At 66.4% G+C, this 14,851-nt stretch carries 14 protein-coding genes and 1 pseudogene; 12 read left to right on the top strand and 3 right to left on the bottom strand.

Annotation, left to right across the window (positions count from 1 at the left end; genetic code table 11):
- Position 1 precedes the first annotated feature (1 nt).
- From iolB to EDF39_RS10530, 7 genes are all read left to right on the top strand, one after another.
- Positions 2–922: a 5-deoxy-glucuronate isomerase gene (iolB, locus tag EDF39_RS10560; RefSeq protein WP_123942913.1), complete on the top strand. Its 921-nt coding sequence runs from the start codon at positions 2–4 to the stop codon at positions 920–922.
- The gene (gene iolD / locus EDF39_RS10555) at positions 919–2,826 is read left to right on the top strand and encodes a 3D-(3,5/4)-trihydroxycyclohexane-1,2-dione acylhydrolase (decyclizing) (RefSeq protein WP_123942911.1); all 1,908 of its coding nucleotides are present in this window, start codon (positions 919–921) and stop codon (positions 2,824–2,826) included. Before iolB ends, iolD begins: the two co-directional genes overlap by 4 nt.
- A gap of 37 nt (positions 2,827–2,863) precedes the next feature.
- Positions 2,864–3,796, top strand: a complete 933-nt coding sequence (locus EDF39_RS10550) for a sugar phosphate isomerase/epimerase (RefSeq protein ID WP_123942909.1) — start codon at positions 2,864–2,866, stop codon at positions 3,794–3,796.
- 26 nt (positions 3,797–3,822) lie between these two features.
- Entirely contained in the window at positions 3,823–4,890 is a 1,068-nt protein-coding gene (locus tag EDF39_RS10545; RefSeq protein WP_123942908.1) for a Gfo/Idh/MocA family protein, read from the top strand.
- 18 nt (positions 4,891–4,908) lie between these two features.
- On the top strand, positions 4,909–5,772 hold the full coding sequence (locus EDF39_RS10540) for a sugar phosphate isomerase/epimerase family protein (RefSeq protein ID WP_123943444.1): 864 nt from the start codon (positions 4,909–4,911) through the stop codon (positions 5,770–5,772).
- A gap of 142 nt (positions 5,773–5,914) precedes the next feature.
- Positions 5,915–7,003, top strand: coding sequence for a transaldolase family protein (locus tag EDF39_RS10535; protein WP_123942906.1), 1,089 nt, complete (start codon positions 5,915–5,917; stop codon positions 7,001–7,003).
- Between the two features lie 37 nt (positions 7,004–7,040).
- Positions 7,041–7,445, top strand: coding sequence for a tautomerase family protein (locus EDF39_RS10530; RefSeq protein WP_123942904.1), 405 nt, complete (start codon positions 7,041–7,043; stop codon positions 7,443–7,445).
- 33 nt (positions 7,446–7,478) lie between these two features.
- Here EDF39_RS10530 and EDF39_RS10525 read toward each other — a convergent pair whose 3' ends face one another.
- Complete coding sequence (locus EDF39_RS10525; protein ID WP_123942902.1) at positions 7,479–8,240, bottom strand: GntR family transcriptional regulator; 762 nt, start codon at positions 8,238–8,240, stop codon at positions 7,479–7,481.
- 187 nt (positions 8,241–8,427) lie between these two features.
- Here EDF39_RS10525 and EDF39_RS10520 point away from each other — a divergent pair, with 187 nt between their 5' ends.
- The gene (locus tag EDF39_RS10520; protein WP_123942900.1) at positions 8,428–9,762 is read left to right on the top strand and encodes a glycoside hydrolase family 2 TIM barrel-domain containing protein; all 1,335 of its coding nucleotides are present in this window, start codon (positions 8,428–8,430) and stop codon (positions 9,760–9,762) included.
- 27 nt (positions 9,763–9,789) lie between these two features.
- Here EDF39_RS10520 and EDF39_RS10515 read toward each other — a convergent pair whose 3' ends face one another.
- A complete protein-coding gene (locus EDF39_RS10515; RefSeq protein ID WP_123942898.1) occupies positions 9,790–10,380 on the bottom strand; it encodes an exonuclease domain-containing protein in 591 nt (196 codons plus the stop codon).
- A 141-nt stretch (positions 10,381–10,521) separates the two neighbouring features.
- On the opposite strand from EDF39_RS10515, the gene ychF reads away from it, so the two are divergent.
- Positions 10,522–11,595, top strand: coding sequence for a redox-regulated ATPase YchF (ychF, locus tag EDF39_RS10510; RefSeq protein WP_123942896.1), 1,074 nt, complete (start codon positions 10,522–10,524; stop codon positions 11,593–11,595).
- A gap of 184 nt (positions 11,596–11,779) precedes the next feature.
- Here the strand turns inward: ychF and EDF39_RS10505 are convergent, their stop codons facing one another.
- Positions 11,780–12,010 carry a hypothetical protein gene (locus EDF39_RS10505; RefSeq protein ID WP_123942894.1) on the bottom strand — a complete coding sequence of 77 codons (231 nt, stop codon included), beginning with the start codon at positions 12,008–12,010 and terminating at the stop codon, positions 11,780–11,782.
- Positions 12,011–12,134: 124 nt separating this feature from the next.
- Between EDF39_RS10505 and EDF39_RS17925 the strand changes: the two are divergent.
- The 3 genes and pseudogenes from EDF39_RS17925 to EDF39_RS10490 all read left to right on the top strand — a co-directional run.
- Positions 12,135–12,566, top strand: a pseudogene (locus tag EDF39_RS17925) (HIRAN domain-containing protein); the annotation flags it as partial.
- A gap of 99 nt (positions 12,567–12,665) precedes the next feature.
- Positions 12,666–13,064 (top strand): hypothetical protein, encoded by a 399-nt coding sequence (locus tag EDF39_RS10495; protein ID WP_123942891.1) that lies wholly within the window; start codon positions 12,666–12,668, stop codon positions 13,062–13,064.
- Between the two features lie 503 nt (positions 13,065–13,567).
- Entirely contained in the window at positions 13,568–14,839 is a 1,272-nt protein-coding gene (locus tag EDF39_RS10490; protein ID WP_123942888.1) for a Fic family protein, read from the top strand.
- Positions 14,840–14,851 lie beyond the last annotated feature (12 nt).

Genomic DNA, 14,851 nt, shown 5'->3' with positions numbered 1-14,851 from the left:
GATGGCTCCGCAGCAGAACTGGTTCCATCCGAGAGGCGCTCTCGCCCGCGACGGCTGGGAGAGCGTCGTCGACGATTCCCTCGAGGGGTGGCAGCACACCGGCATCCGTGTCGGCGCGTTGACCGAGGGCGGGTCGCTCGGGCTCGAGGGCGGCGACGTCGAGCGGATGATCGTGCCGCTGTCGGGCGACGTCCACGTCGAGTACGTGACGAGCGAAGGATCCCACGGCTCACTCGATCTCGCCGGTCGCGCTTCGGTCTTCGACGGGCCGCCCGATGTGGCGTACACGGGTGTGGGCACGAGCGTCGCACTCACCGGCACCGGCCGCGTCGCGGTCGCCGAGGCGCCCGCGACCGAGGCGCTCGACGTGCAGGTGCTCCGCAAAGCCGACATTCCCGTCGAGATCCGCGGTGCCGGTCGTTCGACCCGGCAGGTGCACAACTACGGCACCCCGGCGGGCCTTCGTGCGCAGAAGCTCATCGTGTGCGAGGTCATCACGCCGGCCGAGAACTGGTCGTCGTACCCGGCGCACAAGCACGACGAGTCGGTGCCCGGCCACGAGTCGAAGCTGGAAGAGATCTACTACTTCGAGTCGGCGGTGTCGCGCGGTGTGACCGCGCCCGCCGAGGCCGACCCGTTCGGCATGTTCGCGACGTACTCGTCGCCGGCCGGCCAGATCGACATCAACGCGCTCGTGCGCACCGGAGACATCGCCCTGGTGCCCTTCGGCTATCACGGCCCGGCCGTTGCGGCCCCGGGCTACGACCTCTACTACCTCAACGTGATGGCGGGCCCCGACCCCGAGCGGGTCTGGAACATCTCCGACGATCCGGCCCACGGCTGGGTCCGGGCGGAATGGGAATCGCAGGAGCCCGACCCCCGCCTGCCCTACACCGAAACATCGAAAGAAGCGTCTCGATGAGCACCCCGAACACCAAGCGAATGACCGTCGGCCAGGCCCTGGTCGAGTTTCTGGCGAACCAGTGGACGGTCGACGGCGACGTGCGCGAGCGCACGATCCCCGGCATGTTCGGCATCTTCGGCCACGGCAACGTGGCGGGAGTCGGCCAGGCGCTCAAGCAGTTGCACGACACCGACCCCGGCCTCATGCCCTACCTCCAGGCGCGCAACGAGCAGGCGATGGTGCACGAATCGGTCGGATTCGCGCGCATGCACCGTCGCCGCGCGACGTACGCCTCGACCGCGTCGGTCGGCCCGGGCGCTGCCAACATGCTCACCGGGGCGGCGCTCGCCACGACGAATCGGCTGCCCGCCCTGCTCCTGCCGAGCGATACTTTCGCGACCCGGGTGTCGGATCCTGTGCTCCAGCAGATCGAGATGCCCCACGACACCTCCGTCAGCGTCAACGACGCGTTCCGCCCGCTGTCGCGGTACTTCGACCGGGTCGATCGCCCCGAGCAGCTCTTCTCGATCGCGCTCGCGGCGATGCGCGTCTTGACCGACCCGGTCGAGACCGGCGCCGTCACGATCGCGCTGCCCGAAGACGTCCAGGCGGAGGCGCTCGACGTGCCGCTCGAGTTCTTGCAGCCGCGCGAGTGGCACATTCGACGTCCGGTGCCCGAGAGGGGGCCGCTCGCCCGTGCCGTCGCCGCGATTGCTAACGCGAAGCGCCCCATCATCGTGGCCGGCGGCGGCGTGATCTACTCCGACGCCGAGCAGCAGCTGAGGGCCTTCGCCGAGGCCACCGGCATCCCGGTCGGCACGTCGCAGGCGGGCGGGGGAGCCCTCGACTGGGATCACCCGCAGTACCTCGGCGGAGTCGGCGCGACCGGAACCCTCGCCGCCAATCACCTCGCGGCCGAGGCCGACGTCGTCATCGGCATCGGAACGCGCTACAGCGACTTCACGACCGCCTCTCGCACGGCCTTCCAAGATCCCGACGTCACGTTCGTCAACATCAACGTGGCCTCGTTCGACGCCTACAAGCACGGATCGCAGCTGCCGGTGATCGCCGACGCTCGCGAGGCCCTCGACGCGCTCGCCGAGGCCCTCGCCGACTTCCGTGTCGACGCCGACTACGCCGCTCGCATCAAAGCCGAGAAGGCCGCCTGGGACGCCCTCGTCGACCAAGCGTTCGAGCCGAGCGGCCTGGCGCTCCCCGGCCAGCCCGAGATCATCGGGGCGATCCAGTCGGGCAGCGCCCCCACGGATGTCGTCGTACAGGCCGCCGGATCCTTGCCGGGCGATCTGCACAAGCTCTGGCGCGTGCGCGACAGCCTCGGCTACCACGTCGAGTATGCGTTCTCGTGCATGGGCTACGAGATCGCCGGAGGCATCGGCGTCAAGCGCGCCGCCCCCGAGCGCGACGTGATCGTCATGGTCGGCGACGGGTCGTACCTGATGCTGCACACCGAGCTCGTCACGGCCGTCGCCGAGGGCATCAAGGTGATCGTCGTGCTGATTCAGAACCACGGGTACGCCTCGATCGGCCACCTCTCCGAGACGGTCGGGTCGGAGCGCTTCGGCACCCTCTATCGACGGCAGGATCCCGACACCCTCGACTTCCAGGGGGCCGAGTTGCTCCCGGTCGACCTCGCCATGAACGCGCGCAGCTACGGCCTCGATGTGATCGAGATCGAGCCGACGGCCCGTGCGATCGACGACCTGTCGGCGGCGCTGGCCACCGCCAAGGCGTCCAACACCTCGACGCTGATCCATGTCAACAGCGACCCCCGGGTCTACGCGCCCGACGGCGACGGTTGGTGGGACGTGCCGGTGGCCGAGGTCTCGACGATCCCGTCGACGAAGGCCGCCTACGACGACTACCTCGCGGAGCGGGCCCACCAGCGTCCGCTCCTCGGCTGACCATATTCACCACCTCCACCAGAAAGACGAAGACGTCATGACCGTCACCTCCACCACCGTCGACCGGGGCATCCGCATCGGCACCGCGCCCGACTCCTGGGGCGTCTGGTTCGCGGAGCACCCCAGCCAGATTCCGTGGGATCGCTTTCTCGACGAGGTCGAGAAGGCCGGCTACGAGTGGATCGAGCTCGGGCCGTTCGGCTACCTGCCGACCGATCCGCACCAGCTCGAAGACGAACTGGGCAAGCGGGGCCTCAAGCTCTCGGCCGGAACGGTCTTCACCGGTCTGCACAAGGGCGACGACCAATGGCAGCGCGCCTGGGATCAAGCCCTGAACGTCGCGGGTCTCGCCTCGAAGCTCGGCGCAGAGCACCTCGTCGTGATCCCCGACCTCTGGCGGAGCGACCTCGACGCGAGTGTGATCGAGTCGCGCACGCTGACGACCGAGCAGTGGGGCAAGCTCGGCGCGGGCCACGACAAGCTCGGCAAAGCGCTACTCGAAGAGTTCGGCGTGAAGCAGCAGTTCCACACGCACGCCGACAGCCACGTCGGCACTTACCAGGAGACCGAGCGGTTCCTCGAGGTGACCGACCAGCAGTTCACGAACCTCTGCCTCGACACCGGGCACTTCGCCTACTACGGCGGCGACAACGTGAGGCTCATCGAGCAGTATCCCGACCGCATCGGCTACCTCCACCTCAAGCAGGTCGACTCCGACCTGCGCTTCACGGTGCTGAAGAACGACATCCCGTTCGGCGACGCCGTCGCGATGGGCGTCATGGTCGAGCCGCCGACGGGGGTGCCCGAGTTCGCGCCGATCATCGAGGCGGTCGCGAAGATCGACCCGACCATCTTCGGAATCGTCGAGCAAGACATGTTCCCGGTCTCGTCGATCGACCTGCCCCTCGGCATCGCCACCCGCACCCGCGAGCACATCTTCGGCTGCACGTCGGCCGCCCGCATCCACTGATCCGCTTCCGCTCTCAAGGAGACCCCATGTCTGAGTCACCCGCTCCCCTCCGCGTCGCCGTCGTCGGCGCCGGTGCCATGGGCGCCGACCACGTCCGCCGAATCACCACCCGGATCTCGGGCGCCGAGGTCACGGCGATCGTCGACCCCGACACCGGCCGCGCCACGGCCGCCGCCGAGCTCGCGCCGGGCTCGGTGACCTTTGCCTCGTTCGAGGAGGCCTTGGAGGCCGTCGAACTCGACGCCGTCATCATCGCGACGCCCGGGTTCTTGCACGAGCCGGTGATCTTGCCCGCGCTCGATGCGGGTCTGGCGATCCTGAGCGAGAAGCCGCTGAGCGACACGGTCGAGTCGAGCCTTCGCATCGTCGAGGCCGAGCAGAAGCTCGCTCGCCCGCACATCCAGGTGGGCTTCATGCGCCGGTTCGACGCCGGCTACCTCCAGCTCCGGGAGCTCGTGGAACGCGGCGACAACGGCGCGCTGCTCGCCCTCCACTGCGCGCATCGCAACCCGTCGACACCGCCGAACTACTCCGAGTCGGCCCTCATCACCGACTCGGTCATCCACGAGATCGACATCGTGCCGTTCCTCACCGGCGAGCCCATCGTCTCGGTCGAAGTGAAGAAGCCGCGCCGCAACTCGCTCGCCCCCGACGGCCTCGTCGAGCCGCAGTTCGTGCTGTTCGAAACCGCGTCGGGCACGCTGGCCATCGTCGAGATCAGCGTCAACATCCAGTTCGGCTACCAGGTCACCACCGACGCCGTCTTCGAGTCGGGAGTCGCCTCGATCGGGCGCGCCGAGACGATCCAGGTCGCCTCTGCCGGGCAGATCGGCCAGTCGGTGACCCCGTCGTTCAAGGAGCGCTTCGGGCTCGCCTACGACACCGAGATCCAGCGCTGGGTCGACGCTGCGCACCGGGGTGAGATCGACGGACCCTCGGCCTGGGACGGCTACCTCGCCAGCGTCGTCGCCGACGCCGGTGTGCTCGCGCAGCAGTCGGGCAAGAAAGAACCCGTCACCTACGCGATCGAGAAGCCGGCCTTCTACGAGACGCGGCAGTCGCTCGCGACGGCCCCTTCCTCGGCGACGGCCTAGTCGGATCCTGAAGCCATGGTGAAGATCGCTCTCGACCCGACCCCGTTCCATCACGACTACTCGCTGCTCGAGCTGCCGCAGAAGGTGCGCGACCTCGGGTACGACTACCTCCAGCTCACCCCGCACAAAGACTTCGTCCCCTTCTTTCGGCACCCGAAGGCAGACGACGACCTGGTCGACGCGTTCGCCGCAGCCTGCGCGAACGCGGGAGTACAGGTGGCGTCGGTGCTGCCGGTCCTGCGCTGGTCGAGCCCGGTCGAGGCGGAGCGCCTCGCGGCTGTGAAGCAGTGGAAGCGCGTGATCGACATCACCGCCAGGCTCGGCGTCGATCTGATTAACACCGAGTTCAGCGGCCGACCCGAGCTGCAGGAGGAGTCGGAGCGCGCCTTCTACGAGTCGATGGAAGAGCTGCTGCCGCTCTTCGAGCGCGAGGGCATCCGCGTGCTGATCGACCCGCACCCCGACGACTTCGTCGAGGACGGCCTCGAGGCGGTGCGCGTGATCCGCGGGCTCAATTCGAAGCAGGTCGGGTTCGCCTTCGTGGCCTGCCACACGTTCCACTACGGCGATCAGACGCCGGCCATCTTCGAGGCGGCGGGGCAGTCGATCGGCCTCGTGCACATCGCCGACACGTTCGACCACCACCGGTCGCACGGTTTGCGCTACATCACGAATCCGCCGGGCAACGCGGTCCGGGTGCACCAGCACCTGCCGATCGGGGGCGGCGACGTCGACTTCGGCGAGTTCTTCGGCGGGCTGAAAGGCCTCGGGTTCTTCGACCGCGACGACACCGTCGCGGTGTCGAGCGTGTTCGCCGACGACGAGAACGCCGATGAGGTGTCGCGCTATCAGCTCGCCGAGATCCGGTCGCGGATCGCCTAGGCCTGATATTTGACACCGGTGTGCGGTGAGGACTCCGTCGATCGACGGTGTCTCACCCGAAGAGCGGTGCCATAGCCATCGAGATATGTTAGGACAATAAGACCAGAGCGCCTAGGCTGGTCGACGAGACGGGAGACCCACCATGACGACGACTGCCACCGACACGCGCCCCAGCACACTGCGAGCCGCGCACGACACGCCCACGAGCCTCTGGAACGATTCCGCGGATCCTCGTGAACTGGGCCGGTCGATCGCCGAGTTCGGCGCCGTCGGGGCGACCTGCAACCCGGTGATCGCCTACACCTGCATCAAGAACGACCCAGAGACCTGGGTGCCGCGCATCCGTCAGCTGGCCGACGCGTTCCCCACCGCGGGGGAGTCGGAGCTCGGCTGGAAGGCCGTCGAAGAGCTGTCGATCGGCGCCGCTCAGTTTCTTGAGTCGGCCTTCGAGGCGTCGGGCGGGCGCAACGGCCGTCTCTCGATGCAGACCGACCCGCGACTCCACCGCGACAAAGACGCCCTGGTCGCACAAGCCATCTATTTCTCGGGGCTCGCGAAGAACATCATCGTGAAGATCCCGGCGACGAAGCTGGGCATCGAGGCGATCGAGGAGGCCGTCTACCGGGGCGTCAGCATCAACGCCACGGTCTCGTTCACCGTGGCTCAGGCCGTCGCCGTCGCGCAGGCGATGGAGCGCGCCCTCGACCGCCGCGCCGCCGACGGGCTGCCCGAAAAGGAGTTCGGCAACGTCGTCACGATCATGGGCGGGCGCCTCGACGACTGGCTCAAGGCCGTCGTCAAGCGCGACCGCATCATGATCGACCCCGGCAACCTCGAGTGGGCCGGCGTCGCCGCGCTCAAGAAGGCCCACCACCTCTTCACGGCGCGCGGCTATCGGGCCCGCGTGCTGTCAGCGGCCTTCCGCAACCACCTGCAGTGGTCGGAGCTCGTCGGCGGCGACCTGGTGGTCTCCCCGCCGTTCCAGTGGCAGGTCGACATCAACGCAGCAGCCATTCCGGCGGAGAACCGTATCGACGTCCCCGTGGATCCTGAGATCATCCAGAGCCTGCGCGATAAGGTTCCCGAGTTCAGTCGCAGCTACGACGAAGACGGCATGACGCCCGATGAGTTCGACCGCTTCGGTGCCACCGTCACGACGTTGCGCCAGTTCCTCGACGCCGACGCTCAGCTCGATGCGCTGGTGCGCGACATCCTGGTTCCCGCGGTCTGACTCCCACACTCGCAACCCCCAAAACCGAAGGATCCCCATGCCCCTCGTTCGTATCGACGTCATCCAGGGCCACTCCGCCGAGACGCTCACCGCCATCGCCGACGCCATTCACGAGGCCATCGTCGAGGTCTACGGCATTCCGCCCCGCGACCGCTTCCAGATCATCACCGAGCAGCCCGCCGCGCGGATCATCGCTCAAGACGCCGGTCTCGGCTTCGAGCGCACCGACGGTGTCGTCATGATCCAGATCTTCACGCAGCGCGGTCGTTCGACCGACGACAAGGCGGCGCTCTACGCCCGGATCGCCTCCGGGCTCGCGGCTGTCGGTGTCGCGGGCGAGAACGTGTTCATCGGCTACGTCGAGAACGGGCCGGAAGACTGGTCGTTCGGTTTCGGTGCCGCGCAGTACATGACGGGCGAGCTAAACGTTCCCAAGGCCTGAGGCCGCTCGGCTGCGAGACTCACAAGCTCTCGGTTACTTCTCGACCAGCGTGATGGAGAACGAGTAGAGGTCGGGGCGGTAGCAGTGGTAGCCGACCTCGACCGCTCGGCCGGAGGCGTCGTACGCCGTGCGGGTCATCGTGAGCACGGCACCGTGCTCGTCGATCTCGAGCAGAGACGCCTCGTCGTCGTAGCTGGCCCGTGCTCCGATGGTCTGCTTCGCGACACGGATCGTCACGCCCCGGCCGCGGAGGATCTGATAGAGGCCGAACTCGTCGAAGTCGACCTCTGACAGGTCGGCCACCGCGGTCGGCAGGTAGTTCTCGAGCAGGGCGACGGGAACGTCGTCGGCCAGGCGGAGGCGCCGGAGGTGGGTCACGGGGTCTCCGACGTCGATGCCCAGGGCGTCGGCGATCGGTTCGTCGGCCGGGATGACGCTGTGCCCGAGCACGGTCGTCGTGGGGTGCTGGTCGCCGTTCTTGAGGTCGTCGAAGAGGCTGGTCAGTTCGACCTTCCGGCTGACCGGACCGTGCACGACCTGCGTGCCGATGCCCCGCCGCCTGACGAGAAGACCCTTGTCGACCAGCTCCTGAATAGCGCGTCGAATAGTGGGGCGCGAGAGGCCGAGCCGTTCACCGAGGGCGACTTCGTTCTCCAGGCGCGATCCGGCGGGCAGGCGACCGGAGGTGATGGCCCGCTCGAGGCGGGTCGAGACCTGGAAGTACAGGGGCATGGGCCCGGATCGGTCGAGATCCATGAAGAGGTCCGCTGGTAAGACGCCATCCTGCGCTGTCATCGCCACTCCCCGCTGCACGGGCGACCCCGTAGACCGCAAGGTCTGGCCGCATATGTGCTGACAATAGCATCCGTCCTGTTGGGGGAGCGTCGGCTCGCGCCGGAGGCCAGTAGTGCAGGCACTTTGGGGGACTGCGCGGTGCGTTCGCGACACGTAGCGTGGGAGCAACCGATCGCTTGGGAGCCCCATGCCGCGCACTGTCCGTTCCTCCACAGCCCTGGTCGTCTCGGCCGCCGCCGTCGCGGCCCTCGTCGCGGGCGGTCTCGCCGCCGCACCGGCGCCCGCTGCTGCTGCTACGACCGCGGCCGCTACGACCGCGGCCGCTACGACCGCTGTGGCCGTCCGCGTCGCGGGATCGCAGGGGTCGTGGCATCTCACTGTCGGCGGCAAGGCCTACACGGTGAAGGGCGTCACCTACGACCCGAACGTCAACGCACCCGCGAAGTACCTTCCCGACATCGCGTCGATGGGCGCGAACACCGTGCGCGACTGGGGCACCGACGTCTCGAGCACGACCGACACCTTCTTCGCGCAGGCTCGCGCCAACCGCCTCCGCGTGATCGCGGGTCTGTGGATCGACCAGAACCAGAATTGGACGACGAACTCGGCCTACCAGAAGCAGGCGCTCGCGACCATCAAGAAGATCGTGACGGCCTACAAAAACGACAACGCGGTGTTGATGTGGGATGTCGGCAACGAGGTGATGCTCACCCTGCCGAACGCCACCCAGCGAGCCGGCTACGCGAAATTCATCGAGAAGGCCGCGAAGGCGATCCACGCCATCGACTCCCACCACTTGGTGACCTCCACCGACGCTCAGACGGCGTTCTGGCCGGCGTACGAGAAGTACGCGCCGTCGCTCGACGTGTTCGGGCTCAACATGTACGGCGGGATCCCGACGGTCGAGAAGGCGTGGCGGGCCGGGAAGTTCACCAAGCCGTACGTGCTCACCGAGGCGGGCCCCTTCGGATCCTGGGAGGTCGCCCGCGACGCGAACGGTCAGCCGGTCCAGCCGACCGATGCGGCGAACGCGCGCACCTACGCTTCGGCGTGGTCGAACATCACCGGGGCCCGAGGCATCTCGCTCGGCGGCACCATGTTCCACTACAGCAATCAGGCCGACCTGCAGTCTCTGTGGTTCGGCATCCGGCCGGGAGACAAGAAGCGCGCCTCGTACTACGCGCTCGCGAAAGCCTGGGGCGACTCAGTCGGCTCGAACCGGCCGCCGGTCGTGTCGTCGCTGCGGTTCTCGGTCGGGTCGGTGAAGGCCGGCAAGACGTTCACCCTTGCGGCGCCGGCGGCGGATCCTGACCGCGACAAGCTGACCTGGAGCGTGTCGCGGACGTCGGCCACGATCGACCAGAACGGCACCGCCCCGCGCGCCAACTTCACGAAGGTGAGCACCGGGCGGTACCGGATCAAGGCTCCCGCGGCGGCCGGGGTCTACCGCTTCTACGTGCAGGTGTCGGACGGCAAGGGCAACGTCGACATCGAGTCGAAGACGATCAAGGTCGTGCGCTAGCCCCCGGAGCCGTTCGAACGAGGGCCCCTAAACGAAGCGGACAGCCGTCTTCGGCGTGAGCGTGTTGATGCGCACGCCGGTCGCGGTCGCGAGCTCGTCGACCGTGGTGGCCCCGTGTCGCTCGGCGGCGTGCACGATGATCGCCGCGCAGGCCTCGGCGTCGGCCAGGGCGTCGTGGTGCTGAAATCCCTCGAACCCGGCGGCCATCGCCGCGACCGGCAGGCGGTACGACTCGAGCGCGTAGGTCTTGCGCGCCACCTGGAGGCTGCAGAGGTAGCGGGACGCCGGTGGTTCGAGGCCGGTCGCGGCGCACCCGCCCCGGATCACACCCATGTCGAACCCGGCGTTGTGCGCGACCAGCACGTCGTCGCCCGCGAACGTCACCAGGTCGGCCAGCTGCTCGTGCCAGCCGAGCGCGTCGATCACGTCGTCGCGCCGGATGCCGTGGATGCGGGTGTTCCACTCGCTGAAGTCGTCGTGCCCGAACGGCGGCTTGATCAGCCACGACACCGCGTCGACGACGACACCGCTGCGGACCTTCACGAGACCGACCGAACAAGCCGACGCGCTGGAGGAGTTCGCGGTCTCGAAGTCGATCGCTACGTAGTCGAGGGGCACGGTGTCATGGTGACACGGGCCTCAGACATTCAGGATCCGACGCCCCGATCTCGAACCGGCCACCTCGGGTCTGTCACCCGGTCTCCGCGACCTGCGCCGCCCGGATCCTTCGTTCTGTGGGGCCGGTTAGGCTTGGGGACCGTGGCTCTCACTATCGCGATCGTCGGACTCCCCAATGTGGGCAAGTCCACCCTCTTCAACGCCCTGACCAAGAACCAGGTTCTGGCGGCGAACTACCCGTTCGCCACCATCGAGCCGAACGTCGGCATCGTCAACCTGCCCGACCCGCGCCTCGGGGTTCTGGCGGGCATCTTCGGCAGCGAGAAGATCCTGCCCGCGCCGGTGTCGTTCGTCGACATCGCCGGCATCGTCAAGGGCGCGTCGGAGGGGGAGGGGCTCGGCAACAAGTTCCTCGCCAACATCCGCGAGGCCGACGCCATCGCCGAGGTCGTGCGCGGCTTCGTCGACCCCGACGTGGTGCACGTCGACGGTGAGGTCAACCCCGAGAACGACATGGGCACGATCAACACCGAGCTGATCCTCGCCGACCTCGAGACCGTCGAGAAGGCGCTCGTCCGCTACGAGAAAGAACTGCGCCTCAAGCGCGTCGAGCCGATCACGCACGAGACCGCCGTCGCCGCCCGCGACGCCCTGCAGCGCGGTGAGGCCCTTTCGGCCACGTCGATCGACCTGTCGCCCATCGCCGAGCTCGGTCTGCTCACCGCCAAGCCCTTCATCTACGTCTTCAACGTCGACGAGACGATCATCAATTCGGAGTCGCGCAAGGCCGAGCTCGCAGCTCTCGTCGCGCCTGCCGAGGCGGTGTTCCTCGACGCGAAGATCGAGTCGGAGCTCATCGACCTCGACCCCGAAGACGCGGCCGAGCTGCTGGCCTCCACGGGCCAGGAGGAGTCCGGCCTCGACCAGCTCGCGCGCATCGGCTTCGACACGCTCGGCCTGCAGACCTACCTCACGGCCGGCCCCAAAGAGACCCGCGCCTGGACGATCAGCAAGGGCTGGAAGGCCCCGCAGGCCGCCGGCGTCATCCACACCGACTTCGAGAAGGGCTTCATCAAGGCCGAGGTCATCTCGTACGCCGACCTCGTCGAGACCGGCTCGATCGCCGACGCCCGCTCGGCCGGCAAGGCTCGCATCGAGGGCAAGGAATACGTCATGCAGGATGGCGACGTGGTGGAGTTCCGCTTCAACAACTAGCTGTTCGTGCCGCATCGGCAATTTGCCCACGATGCGGACTAGGCACCACGAATGTGGGTGGTGCCGAGTCCGCATCGTGGGCGTTGTCGTTGCGCCGGCGGGCATCGACTTTCATGGGCAAAGTTAAGAACTTCGAGCGACATGCACTCGTTTTGGCCAATACCTTTTTGGTCACGGGCTGAATCTAACGGCGAGACAAGATCATTTTCACGAGACCAACGACTAAGAAGCCAACTCCGAAAACCATGATCACGACAGAAAGAATCCAGCTAGGAAGGCCCTTAAAAAGGCCATACCTCATGGTGTCCGACGGGTCGAAGGCAAAGAAAAAGAAGAGTCCGATAATGAGGAACATGCCGCCGAGCAGAATCAACGCTGGCGGCTTACCTTTTATCTTCTCGTCGAAATAGCCCACGAAGTGAGAGTACGGCGCAGCTGTTGGTTTGCGCGAGTTCAGTCTCTTCCCTCCTGCAGTGTTCACTCCACCGACCATTCAGTGAGATGCCCTCTCGAGGTCTAGGTGTTTGCTGCTGACGCGCATGGAGAAAGGAAGCGTGCGGTCTCCGACGACCCGCTCTGATGAAGTAGGTCAGGCTTGGGGGCTACCGGGCCATGCTCACTTTCCTATAGTGATAGAGCACAGAAGACAATCGGGGGTAGACATGGCCGGATTATTCGAGCGGCTGCTTGGGGGCTCGACCGCTGGACCAGCATCGCCTGATGGTGGCCGCGTCGCCGTAGGACAGCCCTGGGAACCCATCGAGGTCGTCGGAGAGAGCTATCGGCGCGCAGACATTGAACGGTTCTTCTCTAGTCTGGGAAGGCCGGCTGGTGGAGTTACAACCTCCGAAGCCGTCCTCGAGGCTGAGCCCTCTAATCGTTTCGACAAGAACGCCGTCAAAGTAGTGGTCGATGGATACCACCTCGGCTATGTCCCAGGCGACTTCGCCCCACGAGTAGCCGCCGCGCTTCGACAGCTGAGCCGAGGCGATATCGGAGTCATCCCCGCTCGCGTGTGGGGTCGGCCCAGAGACGGGCAATGGAGCGCCCGAGTAACCATAGGTCATGACTTGGACCCTGAGATCGAGAAGGACTACGGCACTGAAGACCTCGAGCGAAATCGACGATTTGCCGACGAGGCGAGACGCCGAGAAGCTGGAGCTATCAAAGGCGACTTTTGGACCATCTTCAAGCCTGAAGTGATGGAGCTCAAGAAGCAAGGGCGATACGACGAAGCCCTCATGAGGCTCTATCAAATGGTCTCAGCCACGGAACGGGTCGCACTGGCCAGCGCTGGCAGTCCAGACCCCTGGCCCACCGATCAGATTTGCATGATCCTCACCAAACAAAAACTCGAGGTCGATCAGCTGCGTCACCTCGAACGCTTTATCAAGGCCTGCGGTGGACACGACATCCCCGACAAGATCAAAGCCCGCTACGCGAAGGCACGCATCGCGAGAGGCGAATAGGCGGCACTTGCGTGTGCAAGAGGCATCGACGCTGCCCGGAGCACATCAGCGAATCACGCGGTTGCTAGCGCCCAGACAAGTCCAGCGAGCCCGGCGGCTAGAACTAGACCGAAACCAGCGAACCACATCTTCTAGTCGGTCGGCGATACCCGGGAATGTCCATGGTGCCGCTCCGTATGTCCCTGTCGGTGGCTACTGCAATGACTGCGGGCCCGAGCACGCATACTGACGAGAGCATTAGGAAGAACGCCACGCTCGTCACTGTCGGAGCCTGACGTGGGACGGCTTTGACGGGAGAGCAGGCGGTGCCGTTCGACTAGGTCGAGGCGTTGCCTTCGACCGAAAAGCCCATGATCCTTTTGACGAAAGACGCCGACATCGACCCGAGTCCCTAGAGGTGCGTGTCGGCGTGGCCCTCAAGTCAGGCCCTCCGAGAGATACTCAACTTTAACCAAGCTAAAGTTGTTTTGACCCACGATCCGGCAAGGCTAGGTGGTGCACCCATGTGCTACGTCGACCTCCTGTGGAGCCCGGAAGACGCGGCGCACCTGAGCCGGAGAGATCGCGCGCCAGGCCGCTATCGCGCCTACGTCCCCGACGAGTTGCCGCCCGAGCTACCCCGATTCTCACGAGAGGCAGAAGAGGCTGCGTCCGACGCGCTCGCGGTTCTCGCTCGTGCCGATGAACGCATTGGCACCCGCGGCGGCTACCTGAATCACCTCCTCATTCGATCCGAGAGCATTTCGTCATCCTGGATCGAGGGAAATCGAGTCACCCCCAAGAAGCTGGCAATCGCAGAGTTGCTCCGCCAGGGCAACCGGGTCGCTCTCGATGTGGTCGCCAATGTCAGGGCGACCGAGGAGGCGATCGAGGCACTGGCCGATCGCGAGCGAACCATCGCGGTGGCCGATCTGGAACACCTGCAACACGTAATCGAGCCCTCGCTGGCGCCCGGCATCCGGGTTGAGCAGAACTGGGTCGGCGGCAACGGGTGGTCACCCCTTCGCGCCGATTTCGTACCTCCCCCCGAGACGGAGGTCGCGCGCTTACTGGCCAACCTGTCGGACTTTCTCACCAAGACCGGCGGCAACCCCGTCGTTCGTGCCGCCCTGGCGCACGCGCAGTTCGAAACAATCCACCCCTTCATCGACGGCAACGGCCGCACGGGTCGGGCCCTCATCCACACCGTGCTGAAACGCGCCGATGCCCTGCGGCACATCCTCGTACCGATCAGCACGGTATTCGCCGGCGACGTCGACGCATACATCGCCGGCCTCACCTCCTATCGCGCGGGGGATGTCGACGCCTGGGTTATCGGCTTCGCTCAGGCGGCAGAGATCGCGGCCTCGAATGCTGTTCGCCTTGCCGACGACATCGCACGACTCGACGACGCCCTGCTGCAGCAACTCCTCGCCTACCGACGATCGCAGGGGCTGGCTCCGGAGTCTCCCCGTGCAGACGCTGTCGTCCTCAAGATTCTGGGTCGGCTGTCCAGCGACCCGGTCGTCACGATCGACTCGGTGGCCGAGGCGCATAGTGTCTCGCGGGTGGCGGCGAACAATGCTCTGACCCAGTTGGCGGACGCCCGGATCCTTGGGCGGAGCAAAGATCACAAGGGTCGTCTCGTCTGCTGGACTGCCGACAAGCATCTGGCCCTCGTTGCCCTGACTGAACGGAGCAATCGAGTCGGGGGTGGCGACACGGCCATCAAGAAGCCGCGTCAGGGCCAACCGGTCCCTCCGGGTGACGCTCTCGGGGCGTTACGAGAGGGCTAGCAGCGGAGTTCC

The sequence above is a fragment of the Frondihabitans sp. PhB161 genome, assembly GCF_003814635.1.
In the GTDB taxonomy this organism is placed as follows: domain Bacteria; phylum Actinomycetota; class Actinomycetes; order Actinomycetales; family Microbacteriaceae; genus Frondihabitans.
This window is presented reverse-complemented; position numbering and strand designations above follow the sequence as displayed.